This window comes from Alistipes sp. D31t1_170403_E11, from assembly GCF_015553985.1.
GTDB lineage: Bacteria > Bacteroidota > Bacteroidia > Bacteroidales > Rikenellaceae > Alistipes > Alistipes montrealensis.
This window is the reverse complement of record NZ_JADNHQ010000007.1, coordinates 50150-74919: the sequence shown is the minus strand read 5'-3', so window position 1 is coordinate 74919 and position 24770 is coordinate 50150. Positions and strand designations below refer to the sequence as shown.

The following is a 24770-nucleotide window of genomic DNA, read 5'->3' as shown; positions in this document are numbered from 1 at the left end:
TGTGCTGACGGATTGTATTACTATATAGATAAGCAAACCGAAATGGCAGATTTTCAGATTAACGAAGAGGTATTGACCGCCTATCTGAGCGGCGGATTGAATGCAGCGGAGGCCGCTGCCGTGGAGGCATGGTATGATGCCTCGGGTTCGAACCGCAAACTGCTCGGCGAAATCTATTATATATTGTATGTCAATGATCGGATCAACGATACGGCCGCTATCGATGTGGAACATGCACTCCGTCAGTTCAAGCGCCGTATGCACAAAGGGCGTCGCACGACTCTGCGTCGCAATCTCCTGCGTATCGCTGCTGCGGCTGCAATAGCCGTGATTCTGCTGGCCGGTGGATTGACGACCGTGTCGGTCTCGAAGCGCCTGACACGCCCCGTAACGATATATACCCAGTTGGGCGAACGCTCGCAGGCGGTCCTGCCCGACGGCACGAAGGTGTGGCTCAACTCGTCGAGCAGCGTGGAATATGCCGCCTCACTCTTTTCCCGCAGGCGCAGTGTGAAGATAAACGGCGAAGTCTATTTCGAAGTCTCGCACGACAAGCGGGCTCCTTTCGTGGTCTCGACCAACGGACTCGACATTAAGGTGCTCGGCACGCGTTTCAACGTCCGTAACGATGAAGACAAACACCGGGTCACCACCGTCTTGCTCGAAGGTGCGGTCAAGGCCTATGCTTGGGAGCAGGAAGACGCTTCCGTACGCCTGCATCCCTCCCAGCAACTGATATTCGACACAAAAACGAAAACTATGCAGTTGACGGATGTTTCGTCCGCCGAACGGTCGATCAATTGGATTGACGGCCGTTTCTGTTTCGAACACAATACGTTCGAAGAGATCGTCACCGAACTGAATCGCTATTACAACGTTAACATCCGCTTCATGGACGAAAAACTCCGCCAGATGCGGTTTTCCGGCGATTTCCGGGTCGAAGACGGCATTTACCACATCATGTCCATGCTGCAGTTGACCTATAAATTCAACTATACGATCGTCGGAAAAGATATTGAAATCCATGCCAATCCTAAACCTTAACCGAATACCTAACCTGAAAATTTCATTTGCCGGCCTATGAAAGCATAAGACTCCTTCTCTTCGGACCCGTGGTATAACCGCGGCGATTTTGACAACTTGTTTTTAAACTAACCTATTCTGATCTATGAAAAAAAATTACCTTGTTGCGGGCAAGGGAGGGCGTGTTGTCTCGACATGTTTTCGCTGCCTGCTCATCATCCCGATGCTGCTATCGGGGTATTTCGGCGCCAGCGCCGCGACACAGACGCCGCAAGTTGCTCCGCGTGTGAGCCTCGATGTCCGGAATGCCGCGATCATCACGGTTTTTCAGTCCATTCAGCAGCAGACTGGCTATTCGTTCGTCTATAATACGTCCGATATCGACACCAGTCACAAAATGACTATTGCGGTGCAGGATGAATCGCTGGGAACCGTATTGGACAAACTTTTTGCGGGGTTAGATATTTCCTATACCCTTCGGGAGAAACACATTGTACTCTCTAAAAAAGCCCCGAATTCCCCCCCCCACAGTGTCCGCAGCGGTATCGGCGGAACCGTAAAGGATGACAAGGGCATGGCCCTGGTCGGCGCTACGGTACTTATCAAGGGAACGACGGTCGGAACCGCCGTCGACCTTGATGGCAATTTCCTGCTGCCGCAGGCCAAGCCGGGCGATGTGCTTGAAGTTTCGCTGATCGGCTATACCAAACAGGAGATTCCCGTGAAAGGGACCGCTCCGCTGCAAATCGTCATGCGCGAAGACAACGAAGTGCTTGACGCGGTGGTCGTAACTGCCCTCGGTATCAAGAAGAAGGAGAAGGCTCTGACCTACAACGTGCAGGAGGTTGCCGGTGACATCGTCAACTCGGTCAAGGATGCTAATTTCATGAACTCGCTCTCGGGTAAGGTCGCCGGTCTGCAGATTAATGCCAGTGCTTCGGGAGCAGGCGGTTCGACCCGCGTGGTGATGCGCGGCGTCAAGTCGCTCAATGGCGACAACAATGCCCTCTATGTGGTTGACGGTATTCCGCTGCCGAGCTTGCGTTCGAGACAGACCGAGGGCATCTATGAAACGCCCGACGGCGGCGATTACGAGGGTATCGCCAATATTAACCCGGAGGACATCGAATCGATGTCGGTACTGACGGGCGCTACGGCCGCGGCGCTCTACGGTTCGCAGGGTGCCAACGGTGTGATCCTCATCACGACCCGGAGAGGCGAAGAGGGGCGGGTCCGAGTGAACTATTCCAACAGCACTACTTTCTCGTCGCCGTTCGTGATGCCCGAATTCCAAAATACCTACGGCACAGACCTCAATTCTCCGTCGATGAGTTGGGGCGAGAAACTGGCCAAACCTTCGTCGTATGATCCGAAGGATTTCTTCCAGACCGGCTTCGACGAAACCAACGCCATCGGCGTCACGGCCGGCACGAAACGTAATCAGACCTATTTTTCGGCCTCATCGGTCAATACGCGGGGTATTATTCCCAATAACGTCTACAACCGCTATAATTTCTCGGTGCGCAACACGACCGCGCTGATCGAGGATAAACTGACGCTCGATTTGGGAGCCTCCTACATGAAGCAGTACAGCCGCAATCCGCTGATTCAGGGTATTTACCACAACCCGCTGATCGGCGCGTACCTGTTTCCGCGCGGTGACGATATCTCCAAATACCAGGTTTACGAACGCTACAATCCCAGCTTGGGTTACAGCGAGCAGTTCTGGGGGCTCGAATTCATCAACGGCGTTGAGAATCCCTACTGGATCACCAACCGCGAGATTTTCGAAAATACTTCGCACCGCTACACGTTCAATGCGACCCTGAAATGGGACGTTACCGACTGGCTGAGTCTCACGGGCCGCGTGCGTTCGGACAACATGGTCATGAACTACACGCGCAAGATCTCCGCATCGTCCAATAGGCTGTTCGCATCGGAATACGGTAACTACCTCAACCACACTTCGCGCCACAGTAATCTCTATGCCGATGCGCTCATGTCGATCGACAAGAGTTTCTGGGATAACGTCTTCTCCGTGCAGTTCAACTTCGGAGCCAGCTTGATCGACGATAAGAATGCGCTGACGGGTTATGAAGGCCACCTTGCCGGGATTCCCAACAAGTTTACCTTCAACAACATCGTTCCCAGCGACCTGAATACCCTGCCCATGCAGGAGAACTACCACGACCAGAACCAGGCGATCTATGCCACGCTGCAACTGGGTTGGAAGGGCATGCTCTACCTCGACGCTACTTTCCGCAACGAGTGGGCCTCGCAGCTTGCTTTCACGCGCCAGCAGAACATCTTTTATCCTTCGGTAGGCCTTTCGGCCGTAATTTCGTCGATGGCCGACCTTTCGAAGGCTGGCATTTCGTTCCTGAAGGTCCGCGCCTCCTACGCCGAAGTCGGCAACCCGCCGCAGCGCTTCATTACAGGAGCCAATTATTCGATCAAAAATGGCGTCGTGACTACCCAGACCTATGCTCCTGCCACATATCTGCGTCCCGAGCGCACCAAGTCGTTCGAGGTCGGTTTGAATGCCAAGTTCCTGGGCAACAAGTTCTGGCTCGACGCCACCTATTACGACACCAACACCTACAACCAGCTTTTCCTCTACGATGCACCTCCCAGCACCGGTTACAAACAGTCCTACTTGAATGCCGGCAAGGTCAACAACTGGGGCGTTGAGGCCGTTGCCGGTTACAAGAATACGTGGCGCGGTTTCTCGTGGATGACTTCGTTTAACTTCTCGATGAACCGCAACAAGATCCGAGAACTGGTTCCCGAAGGTACGGTAGATCCCGTGACGGGCGCTACGGTTTCGCTACCCGAGGTAAATATGGATTTCGGCGGCTACCGTGTGAAACTCCAAAAGGGTGGTTCGATCGGCGATTTCTATGTAACGGGCCTCAAGACCGACGACCAGGGCCAGATTTATGTCGATCCCAACGGCGGTACGGTTACGATCGACCCCGACACTTGGATTTTTGCAGGCAATACCGACGCCCGTTATCGCCTTGGCTGGAACAATCGGTTCGAATACAAGGGTGTTTCGCTCGGTGTATTGATCGATGCACGCATCGGCGGCCGCGGCGTCTCCGTGACGCAGGCTCTGATGGACCGTTTCGGTGTTTCGCAGGTGTCGGCCGATGCCCGCGAAGCTGGCGGCGTCAGCATCTCCGAAGATCAGACGATCCTCAGTGTCAAGGATTTCTATGCCAATACCGGTGACGGTATGGGTATGTTGTCTCAATATGTTTACAACATGTCCAACGTCCGCCTGCGCGAACTTACGGTGGGCTACGATCTTCCTTCGTCGTGGTTTAATGACAAATTCCGGGCAACGGTTTCGCTCGTCGGACGCAACTTGTTCATGTTCTATAACAAGGCCCCGTTTGACCCGGAGCTGACTGCTTCAACGAGCACCTATTACCAAAACTTCGATTTCTTCATGCAGCCGAGTGTCCGGACAATCGGATTCAGCGTAAGACTCCAATTCTAATACGATTAAATCCATGAAAAACATACTGAACAGAACTAAAACATGCCTGGCATTTGTAGCTGCGTTCGCAGTTGCGGCATCGTCCTGTACCGGGGATTTCGAGCATTTCAACACCGATCCCAACGCTGCTCAGGAGGTGGACCAGGCCTCGCTTATCACTACGATGGAGATGGACGCCGTTTACCCGACGACGGGCGAAACCACCGTGCCCGTCAACCGTTACCAGACGGGCTGGAACCTGCTGGCCGATCACTATGCCGGTTACATGGCCTGCGCCAACCATTTCGACGGTGGCAGTAACCCGATGGTCTACAACCTGAAGGCCAACAACTGGAGCAACACAGTCTTCGAGGTGGCTTTCACGCAGGTGATGCCGGCGTGGCTGATGCTCAAGTCCGGTTACGAAGAGGGTATTCTGACCCGGCATGCGATGGCCGTGGCCGATATCCTTAAGGTGCTGACGCTTCATCGCGCGAGCGATATGTACGGCCCGCTGCCGGTACTTAAGTTCGGCCAGGCCCGCAGCCCTTACAACTCGCAGGAAGAACTTTACCACCACTTCTTTGAAACACTCGACAGTTCGATCGAAGCCCTTCAGGCGCAAATCGCCGTCGCGCCCGACGATAAGTCGCTGGAGAAGGTCGATGCCATCTACGCGGGCGACCTCAAGAAATGGCTGCTGTTCGCCAACTCGCTCAAACTGCGCCTGGCGATCCGCATCCGTTATGTCGAACCCGAACTATCGAAGAAATATGCGTCGGATGCCATCGCGGCGGGCGTTATCACCTCGACCAAGGATAACGCCATGCTGAAAAGTTACCGGCAGATCACGGTCAACAACCCGATGGAGATGATCTGGAACTCCTACAACGACGCCCGTATGGGGGCTTCGATGGATTCCTACCTGAACGGCTATGAGGACCCCCGCATGGAGAAGATGTTCCAGCCGGCAACCATCGACGGCGGCGGTTTTCACGGAGTTCGCAACGGTCTGGGCTCCACCGAACAGAAGTTCTATACCAAGATGTCGGCGCCCAACATTCAGACCGATACGCCGATGAACTGGCTGTTGGCCTCCGAGGTAGCTTTCCTGAAGGCCGAGTATAAACTCATGACGGGGGATGCCGCAGGTGCGAAATCCGACTACGAGGAGGGTATCCGCCTTTCGTTCCTCGAGAACGGGCTTTCCACGAGCGAGGCCGACCAATATGCTGCGAGCGAGAAGGTGCCGGGGCGTTTCAACGACGTTTCGGAGAATCCCACGAAATATACCGCCAGTGCTCTGGGACGTGTCACCGTCAAGTGGAAGGATGACGGCAATGAACTGGAGCGTATCATCACCCAGAAGTGGATCGCCTTGTTCCCCAACGGCATGGAGGCCTGGGCCGAGTTCCGCCGTACGGGTTTTCCGCGTCTCTTTCCGATTGTAGCTAACAGCGAAGATCCGAGCATCGACAAGAACATCCAGATCCGCCGTATGGTTTTCCCTAAACTCGAGTACTCGAACAATCAGGGAGCCGTGAATGCCGCGATCCGGCTGCTGAATGGTCCCGACGCCGGCGGCACGAAACAGTGGTGGGACAAGAAATAAACGGAACGCTTACTTCCATGAAAAACCAAGAAAGCAATATGAAAAATACCTTGATATATACATTCTCGCTGCTTGCCGCCATCGTGGTTCTTTTCGCATGCGAGAAGCAGACGACGCCGGAGCCTATCCGCATCCAGCGTCCGGATTTACAGTCGCCCTTCCCGCGCGACGATGCCTACTACGCACGTCTGCGCGCCTACAAACTGACCGACCACAAGCTAGCATTTGGCTGGTACGGCTCGTGGACGGCCATCGGCGCATCGGAACAGAGCCGCCTGCGTAGCGCTCCCGATTCGATGGACATCATCTCGATGTGGAGTCAGTGGCACAGCCTGAGCCGCGAACAGATCGAAGACAAGGCCTTCGTGCAGCAGATCAAAGGCACCAAGGTCGTGTTCTGTATCTCCGCGAAAGATATGCCCGACGAGTTCAAGGTCGATGGTGAGATCACCGAAGAGGGGATCGTCGCCTATGCCAAGGCATGGGGCAAAGACTCGATGGACAAGTACCAGTACGACGGTATGGACATCGACTTCGAGACAGCCATCGACCACCAGGGCCCAATGAATACGAATCCGGCCAATTTCAAGAAATTCGCTGAGGAACTGAGTAAATATATTGGTCCCAAGTCGGGCACTGGGCGCCTGTTCCTGATCGATGGAAATGTCGACAGCAACTGGTTGCCGGACAATATCGCCGAGTTGTGCGACTATGCTGTTTCGCAGGCTTACAACTGCTCGGGGCCGGGTAATCTCCGCAGCCGGACCGCCTCCGCGGGAGGCATGGGATGGCGTCCCGAACAGATGATCTTCACGGAGAATTTCGAATCGCTGTGGCAGAGCGGCGGAGCCAATTACAGTTATAACGGCGAGACTATTCCCTCGCTGCTGGGCATGGCTCATTTTGCTGCGGAAGAGACGGCAGCAGGCTTCGGTTCCTACCATATGGAGTATGAGTACGGCAATGCAGAGATGCCATACAAGTACATCCGCGAGGCGATCCAGATCGCTAATCCGGCCCCGCAAGGCGACTATACGAAGAATCTTTTGTCGCTCAACGAAGCCGGAGAGGAAAAATACAGCATTACCATGTATCCTTCGGGGCTGGGTGAAACGTTACAGACGACGATGACTGCCGAGGTCGCCTCCGTCACGGATGCCGATGCCGATATCTCTCTGGTGGTGGATAACGGTCTCGTAACAACTTATAACGATTACAATTATACTGAATACAGGACGCTCGATCCTGCGCTCGTCGCTTTCTCCGGACCGCTCCATTTCGCTGCCGGGACACGGGTGACCGCCGAGCCCGTGACGATCACGATTGCGGACTTCTCCAAGGTCGAAGACGGTGAATATCTCGTGCCCCTGCGCGCCGATTTCCCCAAAGGCTCCGGTTTTTCGGCTAATACCAGCAAGGAGGTTCGCTACCTGATGATTTCCAAGAGCACGGGGATCAATAACGTTACGCTTGCCGGGGAGCAGATTGTCGGAATAACGGTGCTCGAACTCCCCGACGGAACTCTTGAAGGCGATGTTTCCCACTCCGTATCGGCCGAGTTTTCGAATACGGCGCCTGCTGCCACTGAGATGGCGCTGATTATCGATCCTTCGCTCGTTGCGGCTTATAACGAGAAAAACGGAACCGATTACACCGCAATCGCAGCTTCGGATGTCGCCGTTTCGGGCAAACTGCTTGTGGAGAAAGGAGCGAATGCATCTTCGTCCGTTAAGGTCTCGATGGCCGACCTTGCCAAGCTGACGGCCTTGAAATCGATGATCGCCATGCGGGTCGATTTATCGGGACAGACCGATTACCAGCCTGTAAATGAAAATTCGATCGTGAAGTATATCCTCGTTACCCGAAGCAAGAACAATGTCGAATCCGGGGCGGCTTATGTCGACGGTCGGGTGATAGAAGACCGGACCGGTTGGATTTATTCGATCGAAGGACAGGATACGGGCGCTATCGGAGGGTTCGACAACGGCCAGATGTTCGATGGCAACCAGCGGCAAATGGGCTGGTATTCGAGCATCGGAGGCAAACGATGGGCTCAGATCGATATGACAAAACCGCAGACGATCGTCGGATGGCGGATGGGCATGGTGTTGGGCAGTGTTTCTTACCAAACCTACAAACTGTATGACATTCAGACCAGCCTCGACGGGTCGGATTGGACGGATCAGTCGGTACGGGGCGAGGCGGTCGCTATCGGAAGTCCTGACGGGGACGACTGGCAGTATGTGAAATTCCTTACTCCGGTCGAGTGCCGTTATGTGCGTATGACCTATGAGAATACTCCCGGCAGCGCCGGCAATGGTTTTATCGGAAGCTGCGAGTGGAATGCTATTGCTCCTAATAACTAATCAAGACTACACAACTCAATGAAAATCATGAAATTGAAATATGTAATTGCCTCCTTTGCTTTTGCTGCGGCTCTTGCGGGCTGTCAGGAGGCGGCAGAATACACTCCATCGATCTACATCACGGAGGCGCAGAAGGAGCCGGCGAAGATCGTTACGATCTACAATGCTGGAGAGAAAGCGGAATTTTCGGTTTCCGCGTCGAAAATTGTCGATAAGGATACGCATGTCACCGTGCAGGTCTGTCCCGAACTGCTCGAGGAGTACAACACCACTTACGGACGTACGTGCGTGCTGCTCGACGGGGACCTTTACGATTTTGCGAAAAAGGAAGTGACCATCAAGGCAGGCACCAATGTGTCGGATGCCGGTGAAATTGTCGTGAAGGAGGTTCTCGAACCGGGCACGTTCTACTGCCTGCCGCTGCGTATCACCCAAACCGACGGTAATATGCCGGTGCTCGCCCCGTCGAGCACGCTCTACATCGTTTTCCGTGCTCCGGTCCACGGGAAGGGTGTCTATATCGGTTCCGGCAACAAGTACATTGTTCCAGGCTTCTACGACCAGAAGGGACAAGATGTCGAGCGCGACCTGTCGGCCCTTCCCGAACTGACGCTCGAATGCCGGGTCTATGCGAACGATTTCACGAAGAGCGATCCCTATATTTCGTCGATCATGGGCCTCGAAGGCAATGTCTGCATGCGCTTCGGCGACGTGAAGATCGGCTATGACGTGCTCCAGATCTGCAAGGGAGATTACCAGCCGGCGGCAATCAATTCTCCCTGCGCCACGAAGCAGTGGTATCACGTGGCAGGCGTCTGGACCCGAAACTCGTTGCGTGTATTCATCGACGGCAAGTTCATTACCGAAACCCGGACTAAGGGCGAGACAGTGGACATTTCGCAGGTGCAGCTATGGAACGGCAGCGGTATCGGCTTCGGCTTGGGGTGTGCGTCCAACTACAACGGCAACCGTCCGCTCAACGGCTATCTGGCCGAGGCGCGTGTCTGGACCCGAGCCCTCAGCACAAGTGAGATCGCCAATGTCAAGGACCTTGTGATTGTCGATCCGAATTCGCCCGACCTGCTGGCTTACTGGAAGATGGACGAAAGTGAGTCGGTCAGTGATTACCGCGAGTCCTATTCGCGGTGGAATCTGAGGAACAAGATCGTTGATCAGACCGGACACGGGTACGATGCCTACGGTCTTTCGGCCAGCCCGCAGTTTCTGGATGCTACGTGGTAGCCGGGTCCACATGTCCGTTCAGACGAAGTCCCAGTGCCGTCCGGAATTAATTCCGGACGGCAGGGGCCGCCGCCGCGGATGAATGCAGTGCAATTTATCGAAGCGGGCGGCTTGCAGGCCGCCCGCTTTACTCCTAAAAAACGAACCATGAAACTACGATACCTGTTTTTTGCTGTCGCCTTGTTTGTCGTCGCGTGCAGCCAGTCGCCGGATAACCTTTCTACGGGCATCATTCCCGCCCCGCAGCAGGTGACCTGGGGCGAGGGGGCATTCCGTATGCCCCGGACGCTGACTTACGCCACTGATCTCGCGGGGCAGGACAAAGCTGATCTCACGGCATGGATGAACCGTTCCGCTGCAGGCCGGTTCTTTCTCGTTCCCTTCGTCGAAGCCGTCGAAGGCGATGTTCCGGCCCTCAGACTGCGGCTTTCGGACGAAGGGGCTCCCGAGAGTTATCGGCTCGATGTTGCCCATAGCGGCATCACGATCACGGCGCCCGATGCTGCCGGACTGTTCTACGGCCTGCAGTCGCTGGCGCAGCTGGCCGAGCATTCGGGCAAACGCATCCCCGCCGTTACTGTTGAAGATGCTCCGCGTTTCGCTTACCGGGGATTCATGCTCGACGTATCGCGCCATTTTCGTGACAAGGAGTTCGTCAAGCGGCAGCTCGACCTGCTGGCCCGCTATAAACTCAACCGGTTTCATTGGCACTTGACCGATGGCGCAGGCTGGCGTATCGAGATACGTAAATACCCTGAACTGACGGATTTCGCGGCCTGGAGGCCCTATCCCTGTTATACGGAGTGGTACTATGGCGACCGGCATTACTGTCGCCGGGATGATTCTGCGGCCGAAGGCGGCTATTACACGCAGGACGAAATCCGCGAAGTGGTCGAATACGCCCGTGCCCTGCATATCACCGTAATCCCCGAGATCGAGATGCCCGGACACAGTGAAGAGGTGCTGGCCACCTATCCCCAACTTGCCTGCAGCGGCAAACCTTATGTCGATAAGGACCTCTGTATCGGCAATGAACAGACTTTCGAATTTCTGGAAAACGTGCTTTCGGAAGTCATCGAACTCTTTCCCTCGGAGTATATTCATATAGGCGGCGATGAAGCCGACAAGGCGAGTTGGGCGACGTGCCCGCGTTGCCGGGCCCGGATGCGGCATGAGGGGCTGAAGGATGTCGACGAACTGCAGAGTTATTTGGTGCATCGCGTTGAGATTTTTCTCAACAGCAAGGGACGCCGGTTGCTGGGCTGGGATGAGATACTGCAGGGCGGACTGGCCCCTGACGCTACGGTGATGTCGTGGCGAGGTCTCGAAGGCGGCATTGCGGCCGCCCGTGCGGGACACCAGGCCGTAATGACTCCCAATAACTACTGCTACCTTGACTACTGCCAAGACGATCCCACGCGTGAACCGCCTGCTGCAGCGGCTTTCGTTACGCTCGAAAAGGCCTATTCCTTCGATCCGGCTCCCGATTCGCTCGGCGCCGAGGCCGTGCCGATGATTCTCGGCGTGCAGGGCAACCTGTGGTGCGAGCATGTGTCGACCGGTGAGCATGCCGAGCACATGATGTGGCCGCGGCTGATGGCCATCGCCGAAGTTGGCTGGAGCCTTCCGGAACGCAAGGACTATGGCGATTTCCATACCCGCGTACTCGATGCCGTGGCGTGGATGCAGGAGCGGGGATACCATCCTTTCGACCAGAAGAATGCCGTGGGGCCCCGTCCCGAATCGCTCGAACCCGTTCAGTGTCTCTCGACGGGCAAACCGGTTATTTACCATACGCCTTACAGTCCGAAATACGCGGCCGCAGGAGACGGTTCGCTGACTGACGGACTGCGCGGTGACTGGAATTATGGTGACCAACGCTGGCAGGGCTGGCTCGATACGGATGTAGACCTGATCGTTGATCTGGGTGAATCCCTCTTTGTGAAACACATTGCTGCCGATTTCATGCAAGGGTTCTATGCCGATATTTGGATGCCCCGGGCTGTCGAAATATCGGTTTCCGACGATGGCGGGCATTACACGACGCTTGCGACGGTTAAGAACGACGTGCCGTTCGACTTCAGGCAGGACTGTTACCGGGAGTTCGGCTGGACCGGCGAAGCCCGGGGCCGCTATATCCGCCTGAAAGCTCTGCATAACGGACATTCCGGCGGATGGATTTTCATCGACGAGATAATCGTGGAATAATACGCTGACACTACTGACATGGATCGATTTTCACCTACCCCTTTACGCTGGGTCCCTTCGCTCTATTTTGCGATGGGCCTGCCGTTCGTCGTGCTGAACATGGTTTCGGCTGTGATGTTCAAGGATCTGGGTATTTCGGACGCCCAGATCGCGTTCTGGACCTCCTTGATTATGTGGCCGTGGACAATCAAGTTTCTGTGGAGTCCCTTTTTGGAACTGTTCCGGACAAAGAAGTTCTTCGTCGTTGCGACGCAGCTTTTGAGCGGCGTACTGTTCGGCGCTGCGGCCTTGTCCCTTCACTTGCCGACGTTCTTCGCGGTAACGATCGCGGTCTTTGCAGTCATTGCTTTCAGCGGAGCTACGCATGACATCGCCGCCGACGGGGTCTATATGTCGGAACTGGACACCACTTCCCAGGCGAAATATATCGGCTGGCAGGGTGCGTTCTACAATTTGGCCAAACTGGTCGCCACGGGCGGTCTTGTGTGGTTCGCGGGTTGGCTTTACGAGAACTTCTCGGCTGGGAGCTCTGCGGTGTTCGACGCCTATGTTCGTTCGTGGAGCGTTGTGTTGTTCATTCTGTGCGGCCTTCTGGTTCTGCTGGGGCTGTACCATAGCCGGGCGCTTCCTTCGTCCGATCGTCCAACCGCTGCGCACTCGCTGAAAGAGGGTCTCCGAGGCCTGAAAGAAGTTATTGCGGCATTCTTTTCAAAGAAACATATCTGGTATTATATCGGCTTTATCATCCTGTATAGACTAGGCGAAGGTTTCGTAATGAAGATCGTTCCGCTGTTCCTCAAGGCTGACACGGTCTCGGGCGGTCTGGGCCTCACGAACCAACAGATCGGCCTTTACTACGGGTCTTTCGGCGCGGGGGCGTTTCTGCTCGGTTCGCTGCTGGCGGGTTACTATATCGCCTGGCGGGGGCTGAAACGGACTCTTTTCACGCTTTGCTGTATCTTCAATATCCCGTTCGCGGTCTATGCGCTTTTGGCTTGGTTTCAGCCGGCATCGATGTGGCTTGTGGGCGGGGGCATCGTGTTGGAGTACTTCGGCTACGGATTCGGCTTTGTGGGATTGACGCTCTTTATGATGCAACAGGTGGCCCCGGGCAAACACCGGATGGCCCACTACGCCTTTGCTTCGGGGATCATGAACCTCTCGGTGATGCTGACGGGCGCCGTTTCGGGCTACCTGAGCGACGCGCTGGGCTATGGAATGTTCTTCCTCGCAGTGATGCTGGCCACAGTGCCGGCGTTCCTGGTGACGTGGTTCGTGCCTTTTACCTATGACGACAAATCAAACGAAAAACAATAATAATGAATAATCTGAAAATTACGGGCGATAATCTGCCCGATATGCCTTGGGAAGAGCGTCCCGCAGGCTCCAAAGAGGTGCTGTGGCGCTATTCTGCGAACCCGATCATCGGTCGGGACGCTTTGTCGACCTCGAACTCGGTTTTCAACTCGGCGGTCGTGCCGTTTCGGAAGGGGAAATACAACTATGCGGGAGTTTTCCGCTGCGACGACACCAATCGCCGCATGCGTATCCATGTGGGCTTCTCGGTGGACGGCATCGCGTGGGACATCGAGGAGGCTGATTTCCGCCTGACGGGTGCAGATGCCGAGATCGGGGAATGGGTCTATGGTTACGATCCGCGCGTTGCGAAGATCGGAGACAAGTATTACGTTACGTGGTGCAACGGTTACCATGGTCCGACGATCGGTATCGCGTGGACGGATGATTTCGAGACCTTCCACCAGTTGGAAAACGCCTTTATCCCGTTCAACCGCAACGGGGTGTTGTTCCCGCGTAAGATCGGCGGTAAGTTCGCGATGCTTTCGCGCCCGAGCGACAACGGCCATACGGCTTTCGGGGACATCTTCTACTCGGAGAGCCCGGATATGGAGTTCTGGGGCCGCCACCGGCATGTGATGTCTCCGGCGGCTTTCGAGGTGTCGGCGTGGCAGTGCATGAAGGTCGGCGCGGGTCCGGTTCCTATCGAGACCTCGGAGGGCTGGCTGCTGTTCTACCACGGGGTGCTTCGCTCGTGTAACGGTTACGTCTATGCTTTCGGCTCGGCGTTGCTCGACCTCGACGAGCCTTGGAAGGTCCTGGCACGGAGCGGTCCCTACCTGATCTCTCCGCGGGAGATTTACGAACTGACGGGGGACGTTCCGAACGTTACGTTCCCGTGCGCCGCGCTGCACGACCCCGCGACGGGGCGCGTTGCGGTCTACTACGGGTGTGCCGACACGGTGACAGGCCTTGCGTTCGGCTATATCCCTGAAATTATCGAGTTCACGAAGAAAAACAACATCCTGTGATGGCCTTGCGACGAACGCTATACCTTTCCCGGCGGTGAGGGGGGGGGCATCTGCTGCTGAATCTGGGCGAGAGGCTGACGAACGAAAGCGACGCCATGGTCCGGCGAATTAGCGCGACGGAGAGCGAGTGCGCGAAACTGCCGGGTCTGCTCTGCTATAATCCGCAGGTGGTATTTCCCGTGTATTTCGTTTTGCGCGTCTCGAAGGTGTGATACTGTTCCGAGGAGCCGAAGACATGTATGCGTTGTTTCGAGAATGGTTGGAGTACATATGAAAAAGACCCGCGGCATAGACTGCGGGTCTTCTTTTTCGAAGAGAATATGGAAACGCCTATTTTCCCAGCACTTCCATCTGCTGGCGGATCGACTCTTCGTGGATGGCCTGCAGGACGGTGCGCATGAATTCGCGGTCCATGCCCATCTGCTCGGCCTGTCCGGCACGGCGGGCCAGCAGTTCCTCGTAGCGCTGTGTCTGGAGTACGGGCATGTTGTGCTCCTTCTTGTACTGCCCGATGTCACGCGAAACACGCATGCGGCGCGAAAGCAGTTCCAGCAGTTCGTCGTCGAGCTTGTCGATCTGCGAACGCAGTTCGGTGAGGCTCTCTGTGGTGATCGATTCGTCGCGGATTACCAGGTTGCGGATGATGTACGCCAGCGCTTCGGGTGTTACCTGCTGGGCCTTGTCGCTCCAGGCGCAGTCGGGCGAGCAGTGCGCCTCGACGATCAGTCCGTCGAATCCGAGGTCCATGGCCTGCTGCGACAGCGGGGCGATCAGTTCGCGCTTGCCGCCGATGTGGCTGGGGTCGCTGAAGATCGGCAGGTGGGGCAGGCGTCGGTGCAGTTCGATGGGAATGGCCCACATCGGATGGTTGCGGTAGAGGCTCTTGTCGATCGACGTGAACCCGCGGTGAATGGCCCCGAGGCGGCGGATTCCGGCGTTGTAGATGCGCTCGATGGCGCCGATCCACAGTTCGAGGTCTGGACTGACGGGGTTTTTCACCAGCACGGGAACGTCCGCCCCGCGCAGTGCGTCGGCAATTTCCTGCATGGCGAAGGGGTTGGCTGCCGTGCGGGCGCCGATCCACAACAGGTCGATGCCGCCTTTCAGCGCTGCGGCTACGTGTTCGCGGGTAGCTACCTCGGTCGCGGTGTACATTCCCGTTTCGCGCTTCACGCGTTGGAGCCAGGCGATGCCCGTTTCGCCGACGCCTTCGAAACCTCCGGGTTTGGTGCGGGGCTTCCAGAGTCCGGCGCGGTAGAGGTTGAAGCCTTGGGCGGCCAGCGAACGGGCCGTGCTGAGGACCTGTTCCTCGGTTTCAGCGCTGCAGGGACCGCAGATTACCAGGGGGCGTTTGGGATCGATTCCCGGGAGTGTGATGGGTTGAATGTCGTTCATGATCGGTATGATTTATTTGTTTTTAAATTGCGGGGTTGGTGCATTCGGCATATTCGCCGAGGATGCGGAAGTCGCTCGTGAGGGGCCGGGCGGCGTCGATGGCCTGCCGGTAGCGTACCGGGTCGTCGAACGTTACGTCGACGTAGAAGCGGTACTCCCATTCGCGCCCGATGATCGGCAGCGACTGTATTTTGGTGAGGTTGATGTCGTAGAACGAAAGGACGGTCAGCACTTTCGAGAGGCTCCCCTGGGTGTGCGAAAGCGTGAAGAGCAGCGAGGCTTTGTCGGTGTTCGCCGGGTCGGAGAAGGCTGAGGCGCGGCTCTCGTCGGCAAGCAGCAGGAAGCGTGTGAAGTTGTGTTTGTTGGTTTCGATGCCCTGTTGGAGGATTTCGAGGCCGTAGAGGCGGGCTGCGTCGGCGCCGCAGATGGCCGCCGTGTTTGCGAGATGCCCTTCGGCGATTTCCCGCGCACTGCCTGCGGTGTCGTCGCGTTCGACGACTTTCATGCCGGGGCGGGTTTTCAGGAAGTCGCCGCACTGCATCAGGGCGATCGGGTGTGAACGGACTTCGGCGATGTCGTCGGACGTTTGGCCGGGGAGGGCCGCCAGTACGTGCGAGATGCGGAGTTTCTGTTCGCCGATGATCCGGGCGTGGCTCTGCTGCAGGAGTTCGTGGTTGGGCAGCAGGCTGCCGGCAATGGTGTTCTCGATGGCTGCGATGCCCAGCAGCGCCGGATCGGCAGCCATGCGGGCGAACAACTCGTCGAAACTCAGGCAGGGGAGAACTTCGATTTCCCGGTCTGCGAAATAGCGCCGCGCCGCCGTTTCATGATAGCATCCCGCGATGCCCTGTATTGCGATCTGTTCCATAGTGGTTTGAAAAAGAAAATCCCGCTCGGCCGAGCGGGATTTTCGTGTCATATTAATCTATACTTCGATGTATACAGTTAATTGCATGCGATCCCGCTTTTTCCCTTGCTATAAAAGAAAAAGTAATAAAAATAATATGCAAAACCGTATGCTCTCATCGTTCGATAGCTTTTATCGTTGGCAAATGTAGCGAAATAATCCGTAAAACCAAATTCCCGGCGCGTTTTTTTGTGGAAAATCAGCGTTTGTGGCGCCGGAACCGTTTGCGCAATTGTTTGCTGTGGCCGAATGCCAACCGAAAAAAAGTGCCTCGCAGCAGCGTGTCGTCCACATTCCACCCGCGGGCTTCGGCGTATCGGTCGAGGATGTAGAGAAATGCCACGGCCGGGCAGGCAAGCCGCCGCAGGTTGATCATGCAGGCCCGCGAGGAGAGGCCCGCGTCCTCGAAATGCATGCGGTTGATGTCGATCAACTGGAACCGGTAAACGCCCGCGGCGGTGCGGCTCCAGAGGATGTTGCCGTGGTTGAAGTCGCGGTGTTCGATGCCTTTTTCGTGGAGCGAAACCGCGAAGCGGGCGAATGCCTCCAGTACGGGCAGGGTTCCCGCCGCGGGAAAGTGTTCGGTGGTCTGCGACAGCGGGGCGTAGTCCGAGCGGCGCGAAACGTAGTAAGTGTCGCTGAGCAGTCCGTGACGGCGGTATTCGCTCCATGCGATGGGCTCGGGCGAGTCGATCCCCAGCGCCCGCAGCCGCACGGCGTGCTCGTAGGAGCGGCGCGCCTTGCTCCGGCGAAAGAAGGTGTAGATCACGGCTCGCAGCAGGTTCGGACGCCGGAACCGCTTGACGACCAGGCGTTCGCCGTTTATCTCGAAGGCCTTGATCGTGTTGCGTCCTGCGTGCAGTATTTCGCCGCCCTGGTCGAAGAGTTCGGGCAGGCGCTGTGCGAAATCCCGGAGGTGTTCCGCAGCCGTATTGACGTGAATGCGCATTGCAGTAGTTTTTCCGTTGCAAAGTTACGCACCTGCGGCGCATACGTCAGTCCTTTTTGGTTGTGAAATTGTCCTGAAACGGAACTGGAACACGAAAACAGGGCGTCCCTTCAAGGAACGCCCTGTCGTAACGAACGGTTTGGCTTACTGAATCCGGATGCAGCGGATCGCCATGCCGCTGCAGATCGGGTCTGCGTTGGTGGTCCAGCGATAGTCGTAGAAATTGAGCGCTTTCTTTTCGGCCGACGGCGAGATGGTTGCCGTCCAGAAGAAGGTCAGGCGGCCCGGATAGCGCACCTTGGCGCTCCACACGCGCAGGGCTGAGCCCGGGAACATGAAGGTTTCGTCGCCGATGGTGTATTTCCGGCCGAAAGACTGGGCGCTGACGTTTTCCTGCGCGGTCTTGCCGGTGTCGATGTCCTTGATGTAGCCGTTGAGTTCGTCGAATGTCGGCACACGGTAACCGGCCGGACATGGGTCGTTGTTGGTCTTCGTGCCGCTCACGCCGCCCCAGTAGTCTTTGACTTCGCTGTTAGAGCCTTTCCACCCGCCGCCGTTGTAGACTCCGTAGTAAACGGTCGGGTTGGCGATGCTCGTGGCCATGTCCATATCCTTGTTTACGAATTTGAAGCCTTCGCAGAGGACATCGTTGTAGAGGAAGAGTGCCGTGTAACCGGTGTCGCCCGTGGTCTGGAATCCGGTTCCCTCATATTCGACAGCACTGGCATAGTCTTTCTGGATGCGGTTGGCGCCGATGAACGGGTCTTTGCGGCCCCACTGGAAGTAGAGTCCCAGCGAGCCGACCAGCGCGCCGTCGAACTCCGTGGCGCCGACATTGCGGTCGAGGAACGTGCGGCCGTTGACGGTCTGGGCGGCGGGGGCCTGCGTCATCCAGATGTGCCAGCTCCAGACGATTTCGCCCGCGCTGTTCGTAAGGGCGATTCCGGCGTTGCCCGCATTGCCGCTGGTCTGGAAGACGATACGGCCTGCCGAGAGGTGCACTCCCGATACCAGCCCGGAGCCCGACGACCATACCCAGTCGGCTGCGGCTGCGGCGACGGTGGTTCCGTCGGGCCGTTTGGGGTCGATGCTGTACCAGCCGCCTTCGGTGACGATGTAGCAGTTGGCGACGCCTGCCGCCGAAAGGTCTTTCGGGCGGATCACTTCGCTCACCTGGCCGTCGTAGAAATCGGTGGACATGCGCACGACGGCCTGGAAGAAGCAGGGCTGGCCCGTGTCGGGGATGTCGAGGCTGAAGGTCTTGTTCTGCTCGTCGACCTGCGTGGCCCGTACGAACTGTACGGACGAAACACCGTCTTCGGTCGTGGCGTAGCGGAATCCCGGTTCCACGCTCAGGTCGCGGTCGAGTTTGTAACTGCCTTTGAGCGAGATGACGCCTCCGGCGGCTTCGGAGAATTCGGTGGTGACCTCCGGAACGGAAGCCACCTTTACCTCGAACCATCCGGTGCGGCCGTTGTAGGTCTGGCCGCCGATAATCATGTAGGCGCGGAAATAGTGGTCGCCGTTGTCCACATTGGAGAGGGTGTACGAAAAACGCCCTTCGGCGTCGACCGGGCAGACGATGGGTTCGGATTTCATCATTTCGGCGGCCGTGCGGCCGTAGAGGAATCCGGCTTCGGTGACGGTCTGGCCCATGTCGTTGCAGTTGCCGTTCATCGTTGCGGTTCCCGCCATGGCGTTGACGGAGGCTTTGCCGGTGTTGACGATCGGGGAGGCTGCCTGCTCTTCGTCGCCGGGATTGGGGTTGAAGTATTCGTAACCGTCGGAACAGCCCGTGCCGTTCCATGCCGCCAGGGCCAGCAATACGGTGTAATAGATGTATCGTTTCATAAAAGGTTCGGGATTTGAAGGGTTATTTTTTGCGTTCCGACTGCTTCTTGTAAAGCGCATACCGGCTGAAAAGGCTGTCGGTCGTCTGCCGCATGTATTCGGCGCTTCCGCGCGGATCGTTGCGCGGCGTGACTTCGTACATGAAGGGGCCGTCGTAGCCCGACCGGGTGAGGATGTCGATCACTTTCGGCCATTCGACGATGCCGCGTCCGGGCATCCAGTGGCGTTCGTCCACCCCGTCGTAGTCCGAGACGTGGATGTTGACGATGTAAGGGGCGAAACGGGCCGCGAAGGCGTGGCTCTCCTCGCCGAGCAGGTGGTTGGTGTCGTAGCAGATTTTGAAGCCGGGGACATTGGCCGCCAGCCAGTCGAAATCGGCGCTGCTGTTGCCCAGACACCCGCGCGGGAGGTCCTCGACGGCCACCACGGCGCCGTAGCGCTCCTTTACGAGCGGGATGAAGCGCAGGAGCATTTCACGGAGGTTTTCGAGCCGCTGCGGGCGCTCCACGTCGGAAATCTGCGCCTCGCTGCTGGGGTGCATCACCACCACGCGGAATTTGCCGAGGCGCGTTGCGCGGTCGAGGATTTCGATCCAGTTTTTGAGCGTCGCTTCGCGCCATTCGGGGCGGTTGTCCGAGAGGTCGTTCGGCGACTTGCGCGTGAAGGGCAGGTGGACCGACCACAGTTTCAGCCCGGAGCCTTTCATCGCGGTGTTGAAACGTGTGATCCAGGCGTCGTACTGCTCCTCGGTCCCGCCCGTGAGATTGCCCGTCCAGGCTTCGATCCAGCGGATGCCGTATTTGTCGTGCGCCTCCTTGTAGGCTTCGGGGGTCATCGAGCGGATGGCCCCGTAAACCGCGCCTACCTCGTTCAGCCGCTTCTGGCCAGATGCGACGGCGGGCAGGAGCAGCAGCAGGGGGAGGAATCTGAGTATTCTTTTCATGGGGCGGGGCTATTTTGCAGGTTGTACGAAATCATGTTTGGCGGGGTAGCTGTATGCGTTTTCGACGAACCAGCGCGCCTTGTAAATCTGCATGCCGCTCTGTTCGAAGACCGTCTGTCCCGCAGTGTCGACGACTTTGGTGTTCCACCACTCGCCGTCCTTGGGGATCATCAGGATCGTGGCGAAACCTTCCGGGCCCGAGCTGACCGACTTGATGGACGACTGCGAGAAATCGGTCGTCATCATCGCGAGGTCGGAGGCCGAGACCTTCATCGCACAACTGTTGTTCGTGAGCCACAGGGCGTTTTCACCGTAGACGGGGAAGAGGTCGTGGGCCCAGCTGCCCTCGGGAATCGGGGTTTCGGACTCCTTCGTGATGCGGGGGGCGTTGCCGTCGCCGTTGTAGGTGAAGACGCACAGCTTGTTGTCGGAGGTCGCCAGCAGGCGGCCCCGCGCACGGTCCCAGACGGCGCTGTGGCAGAAGGTCAGCGGCAGTTTCTGGACGATTTGTCCGGTGCGGGCCACCGTGTCGACGCGGAACGTGTTGAGGAATCCGTCGTTGTCCGTCGACGCCACGACGAGGTTGCCGTCGGGGAAGACCTCGGCCGAGTGGGGGTTGTTGCCGACCGACGCGTAGAACATTACCTTCTTGTCGGCGATGCGGATGATCGCCACGCCGCCGCCCGAGGCTGTGGCCAGGATGTAACGGCGGTTGTAGATGGCTTTGACTTCGCTCGGAAGCCGCATGAGCGAAGTGGCGTTGGGCATGTCCGAGGCGCTTGCGGCCCGCCACTCCCAGAGGATCTCTTTGGTGTCGGCGTCGACGATGAGAATGCGGCCCTGCGCCTGCTCGGTCAGCAGCAGCGGGTGTTCGCAGTCGTAGATTTTGTCGGTGTCGTCGGGACCGGGGCCGGGTTCTTCCTCGACCGGAGGCATGGGAACCTCCGTGATCTCGATGTCTTCCTGGCAGGCGGTGAGGGTGAAGAGGCAGCCTACGCATAAGAGGGCTGTTATACGGCGTTTCATAGTCATTCGGGGTTATTGGTTTGTATTTGGTTGGTGAGCATGACCGTCGTGACGGTGCTGCGCCGTCCCGAGGGGGCGATGGTCACGCAGCGCAGCGTCCGCTGTTCGCCGCGGGGGACAACGATGTCGAACGTCTCCGGCATCTCGCGGTCGAAATCCTGCGGTACGGCGCCGTTGAGCGTGTAGCAGACCTTGCAGCCCGGGAACGGCGGACGTATCGCGAAGGAGAAACTTTCGCCTTTGGAGGTCCCGTTTTCGATGCCGAGGGGCGCTGGCAGGCGGTAGGGTTCTCCCGTGGCGTCGATCCGCGCGAGGTGGGCCGGGAGCCGTACCTCGGAGAACTCCTCCCACGACTTGCGTTCGACGGGCGACCAGGCGATTTCGGAGAGCGCATAGATGCGCGGCAGGAGTTGGAAACTTACGCGGCCTTCGGTCCAGATGAATTCGGTCCAGAGGTTGGCCTGTACGCCCAGCAGGTAGCGCCGGTCTTCGGGAGCGATACCTTCTGCCGGGTCGTATCCGTAAATTTTCTCCAGCGGCAGCAGGCTGCTGCTCAGGCTGACGGGTTCGTCGTACGAGTCGGTCGCCTTCTTGTCGAAGTAGAGGTAGGTGCTCGGGGTCATGATCACCTCGTGCTGCTGGCGTGCGGCGGCGATTCCACCTTTGGTTCCGCGCCAGCTCATCACCACGGCGTCGGGAGCCGGTCCGCCTTCGAGAATCTCGTCCCAGCCGATCAGCCGGCGGCCTTTCGATGCGAGGTAACGGCCGATGCGGCAGGTCAGGTAGGCCTGCAATCCGGACTCGTCCTTCAGCCCTTCGGCCGCCAGGCGGGCCTGGCAGTCGGGGCACTCCTTCCAGCGTACGCGGGGGCACTCGTCGCCGCCGATGTGGATGAATTTCGAGGGAAAGAGTTCCAATACCTCGTCCAACACGCCTTCGAGGAATTCGAAGGTCTGCTCCTTGCCCGGGCAGAAAACGTCGTCCAGCACGCCCCAGCGTCCGCTCGTTTCGAAATGCTTCGGGCCGTGGCCGCAGGCCAGTTCGGGGTAGGCGGCCAGCGCCGCCATTGCATGGCCCGGCATTTCGACCTCGGGAATGACGGTGATATGCCGTTCGGCGGCATAGGCCACGACTTCGCGAATCTCGTCCTGCGTATAGTAACCGCCGTAGCGGCCCTGTTCGTAGGTGATCGGGTCTTCGTGGAACCCGCCGATCTGGGTTTGGGTCCGGTAGCCGCCGATTTGGGTCAGGCGCGGGTAACGCCTGATCTCGATGCGCCAGCCCTGGTCGTCGGTCAGGTGCCAGTGGAAGGTGTTGAGTTTGCACGAGGCCATCCAGTCGAGGTAGTGTTTGATAAACTTCACCGGGAAGAAATGGCGGCAAACGTCGAGGTGCAGGCCGCGGTAACGGTAGCGGGGGTAGTCCTCGATGGAGGCGCAGGGGAGGTTGCCCCGCTGGTCGGCCATCTGGAAAAGGGTTTGCAGGCCGTAGAAGAATCCGGCTTCGTCGCCTGCGGTGAGCTGCGCCCGGCGTGCGGAGATGTCGATCCGGTAGCCTTCGGCAGGAATTCCCGCCGCGGGGTCGCGCCGCAGTACGACGGCATTCGCCCCGTTCCACGACGATGCGGGATCGCAGGGCGTGACCAGCTGCCCGGCCAGCGCCGTCAGACGATCGGGCCGGGTGTCGAAGCCTTCGCATTCGACGCGGCAGCCGGCGGTGACGAAGATGCCTACGCGGAGTTCGGCCTTTACGGGTTGGGGAATGACCTGCAACTGCCGCGTCGAGGCCGAAGCCGCGAATGCGGCGCAGAGTGCGATCAGTGTGAGTATGCGTTTCATGGTTAGTAGTTGGGGTTATTGGGCAGCAGGTTGCGGTTCAGGTCGATTTCTCCCTGCGGAACCGGCCACCAGTAGTCGCGCGAAGGTTCGAAACTGCGGACCAGGATGACATCGTTGTTAAACTTGCGGATCGGGCCGTTGTTGACGTTCTCCGCCTCGCGCCAGCGGCGCAGGTCGTTGTAGTAGTAGCCCTCTCCCACGAACTCCGCACGGCGTTCGTAGCGGATGACGCTGCGCAGTTTTTCCTGGTCCTTGCCGGGGAACCCGAGCGCCGATTCGGCCGTGAATCCCGCACGGGCGCGGATCGGGCGAATCGTTTCGTTCCAGACCGTCTCGTCCAGTTCGTTCAGTTCGTTTTTGGCCTCGGCGTACATCAGCAGGATGTCGGCGTAGCGCAGGATCATGTAGTCGATGGGCGACTCGGTGTCGCCGATGCTCTTTTCGGCGGCGGTGGGCGTATGTTCGTCGTAAACCGTGTACTTTTTGATCGTGCAGCCGGTTTGCTGGAACTGCGTCGGCGTGACGACCGCGCCCATGAACTTGCAGCCGGGGTAGACGATCGTAGCGCCGAAACGCGGGTCGATCTTCGCGGGGTCGAGTTTCTGCTCGCCGGGCGTGCGGGCGTTGCCGTCGCGGTCGCAGAAGAAATCGATCAGGTCGCGCAGCGGGGCCATCGTCCCGTACTGGCGGGCGATCAGTTCGAACGAAAGGCCCAGTTTGTTCTGGTTCATGCCCTGCACGCTGAAGATGCACTCGCTGCTGTTCTCGCTGGCTTCGAGAAAGAGGTTGCGGTAGGCCGAGCCGATTTGGCCCGGGGTGGTGAAGAGCTTGTACTCCGAATCGCAGTCCATCACGGCGCGGGCCGCATCGGCCGCGTCGCGCCATTTCCGCTCGTCGTGGCCGGGGTTGAGCAGCGGGCTGGCCTCGAAGAGCAGGATGCGGGCCTTGAGGGCCAGCGCGGCGCCCGACGTGGGGCGTCCCGGCTTGGCCTTCGGGGGCAGCGCCTTCGAAAGTTCTTCGAGTTCGCCGAGCATGAAGGAGAGTACCTCGGAACGCGGGTTGCGCGGCAGGGTCCTGTGCTCCATGACCGGGGTTTTGGTGATCAGCGGACAGTCGCCGTAATAGGTCGTCAGCATGTAGTAGAACAAAACGCGGAGAAAGCGCGCCTGGTTCTTGTACTCCTCGATGACGCTCTTGTCCAGTTCGCGGTTGAGGTCGATGTTGTCGAGCAGCGTGTTGCAGCGCCCGATGCCCTTGTAGGCATGGGCCCAGCGGTTGGAGATGATGCCGCCCGAGGTGGCTGTCTGCGCGCCGTTGGCGATCGTCGTCCAGGAGTCGTCGTTGCTGAAATTGTAGCCGTTGGGTGTGGCGTCGTCCTCCCAGTAGACGGCGGCGCGGCCGTAGATGCCCTTTTCGAGCAGGGCATTGTAGCATCCCGTCAGGCCGCCCTCCGCGGCCTTGGCGCTGTACCAGAAGGTCTGCTGGTCGTAGCGGTCCTGCGGTTCGATGTCCAGGTCGCACCCGGTGCAGATGATCCCGAGCAGAACCGGTATGATGGTTTGAAAGCGTTTCATGGTTTATCGGTTTTGAAGAGAGCGG

16 protein-coding genes are annotated in these 24770 nt (G+C 58.1%); 8 read left to right on the top strand and 8 right to left on the bottom strand.

Annotated features, from left to right (window positions below; translation table 11 throughout):
- Window positions 1-42 precede the first annotated feature (42 nt).
- The 8 genes from I2E69_RS12800 to I2E69_RS12765 all read left to right on the top strand — a co-directional run bounded on the left by I2E69_RS12800 (window position 43) and on the right by I2E69_RS12765 (window position 14262).
- On the top strand, window positions 43-1044 hold the full coding sequence (locus tag I2E69_RS12800; RefSeq protein WP_195461621.1) for a FecR family protein: 1002 nt from the start codon (window positions 43-45) through the stop codon (window positions 1042-1044).
- 124 nt (window positions 1045-1168) lie between these two features.
- Window positions 1169-4528 carry a SusC/RagA family TonB-linked outer membrane protein gene (locus I2E69_RS12795; protein WP_195461620.1) on the top strand — a complete coding sequence of 1120 codons (3360 nt, stop codon included), beginning with the start codon at window positions 1169-1171 and terminating at the stop codon, window positions 4526-4528.
- Window positions 4529-4541: 13 nt separating this feature from the next.
- Window positions 4542-6119 carry a SusD/RagB family nutrient-binding outer membrane lipoprotein gene (locus I2E69_RS12790; RefSeq protein WP_195461619.1) on the top strand — a complete coding sequence of 526 codons (1578 nt, stop codon included), beginning with the start codon at window positions 4542-4544 and terminating at the stop codon, window positions 6117-6119.
- A gap of 38 nt (window positions 6120-6157) precedes the next feature.
- Window positions 6158-8485, top strand: a complete 2328-nt coding sequence (locus I2E69_RS12785; RefSeq protein WP_195461618.1) for a glycoside hydrolase family 18 — start codon at window positions 6158-6160, stop codon at window positions 8483-8485.
- 27 nt (window positions 8486-8512) lie between these two features.
- Complete coding sequence (locus I2E69_RS12780) at window positions 8513-9727, top strand: DUF1735 and LamG domain-containing protein (RefSeq protein ID WP_195461617.1); 1215 nt, start codon at window positions 8513-8515, stop codon at window positions 9725-9727.
- 147 nt (window positions 9728-9874) lie between these two features.
- Complete coding sequence (locus tag I2E69_RS12775) at window positions 9875-11935, top strand: family 20 glycosylhydrolase (protein WP_195461616.1); 2061 nt, start codon at window positions 9875-9877, stop codon at window positions 11933-11935.
- A gap of 18 nt (window positions 11936-11953) precedes the next feature.
- A complete protein-coding gene (locus tag I2E69_RS12770) occupies window positions 11954-13252 on the top strand; it encodes an MFS transporter (RefSeq protein ID WP_195461615.1) in 1299 nt (432 codons plus the stop codon).
- A gap of 2 nt (window positions 13253-13254) precedes the next feature.
- Complete coding sequence (locus I2E69_RS12765) at window positions 13255-14262, top strand: glycoside hydrolase family 130 protein (RefSeq protein WP_195461614.1); 1008 nt, start codon at window positions 13255-13257, stop codon at window positions 14260-14262.
- 330 nt (window positions 14263-14592) lie between these two features.
- Here the strand turns inward: I2E69_RS12765 and I2E69_RS12760 are convergent, their stop codons facing one another.
- The 8 genes from I2E69_RS12760 to I2E69_RS12725 all read right to left on the bottom strand — a co-directional run bounded on the left by I2E69_RS12760 (window position 14593) and on the right by I2E69_RS12725 (window position 24745).
- Window positions 14593-15657, bottom strand: a complete 1065-nt coding sequence (locus tag I2E69_RS12760) for a bifunctional 3-deoxy-7-phosphoheptulonate synthase/chorismate mutase type II (RefSeq protein ID WP_195461613.1) — start codon at window positions 15655-15657, stop codon at window positions 14593-14595.
- Between the two features lie 22 nt (window positions 15658-15679).
- On the bottom strand, window positions 15680-16525 hold the full coding sequence (locus I2E69_RS12755) for a prephenate dehydratase (RefSeq protein WP_195461612.1): 846 nt from the start codon (window positions 16523-16525) through the stop codon (window positions 15680-15682).
- A gap of 238 nt (window positions 16526-16763) precedes the next feature.
- On the bottom strand, window positions 16764-17513 hold the full coding sequence (locus tag I2E69_RS12750; RefSeq protein WP_195461611.1) for a lipopolysaccharide kinase InaA family protein: 750 nt from the start codon (window positions 17511-17513) through the stop codon (window positions 16764-16766).
- A gap of 144 nt (window positions 17514-17657) precedes the next feature.
- On the bottom strand, window positions 17658-19364 hold the full coding sequence (locus I2E69_RS12745; RefSeq protein WP_195461610.1) for a hypothetical protein: 1707 nt from the start codon (window positions 19362-19364) through the stop codon (window positions 17658-17660).
- Between the two features lie 22 nt (window positions 19365-19386).
- Window positions 19387-20307 (bottom strand): sugar phosphate isomerase/epimerase family protein, encoded by a 921-nt coding sequence (locus tag I2E69_RS12740; protein WP_195461609.1) that lies wholly within the window; start codon window positions 20305-20307, stop codon window positions 19387-19389.
- 9 nt (window positions 20308-20316) lie between these two features.
- Window positions 20317-21333: a DUF6528 family protein gene (locus tag I2E69_RS12735; protein WP_195461608.1), complete on the bottom strand. Its 1017-nt coding sequence runs from the start codon at window positions 21331-21333 to the stop codon at window positions 20317-20319.
- A gap of 2 nt (window positions 21334-21335) precedes the next feature.
- The gene (locus tag I2E69_RS12730; protein WP_195461607.1) at window positions 21336-23171 is read right to left on the bottom strand and encodes a beta-N-acetylhexosaminidase; all 1836 of its coding nucleotides are present in this window, start codon (window positions 23169-23171) and stop codon (window positions 21336-21338) included.
- Between the two features lie 2 nt (window positions 23172-23173).
- Complete coding sequence (locus I2E69_RS12725; protein WP_195461606.1) at window positions 23174-24745, bottom strand: RagB/SusD family nutrient uptake outer membrane protein; 1572 nt, start codon at window positions 24743-24745, stop codon at window positions 23174-23176.
- Between the last annotated feature and the right edge of the window lie 25 nt (window positions 24746-24770).